Annotated in this window: 1 pseudogene; it reads right to left on the reverse strand. The window is 72.9% G+C overall.

The features are described from left to right. A pseudogene (locus tag SB786_RS37510) lies at window positions 1-168 on the reverse strand (histidine kinase); the annotation flags it as partial. Between the last annotated feature and the right edge of the window lie 72 nt (window positions 169-240).

A 240-nucleotide genomic window follows, 5' to 3' on the forward strand; every position in this document is an offset into this window, starting at 1 on the left:
GAACAGGCCGGGATCGCCCGGCGGATTCGAATAATCGAGCTTCGGACCGCTGCCCGTGGTGAGATGCGTGACGCTCTCGGCGAGCGCCATGCGCAGGCGATGCGAGAGCTGGCCGACGAAGCCGCTCGGCTCGGGAGCGTCGTGGCGGCGGCCGGCGTGCTCGGACATCGTGGACTCGCTCGCGGGACGGCGCGCCTTACGACGCGTCCGGCTCCCAGTCGGTGCCGCGCGCGTCGCGGG

It is taken from the genome of Burkholderia sp. SIMBA_062 (genome assembly GCF_046534765.1).
Taxonomy (GTDB): domain Bacteria; phylum Pseudomonadota; class Gammaproteobacteria; order Burkholderiales; family Burkholderiaceae; genus Burkholderia; species Burkholderia ambifaria.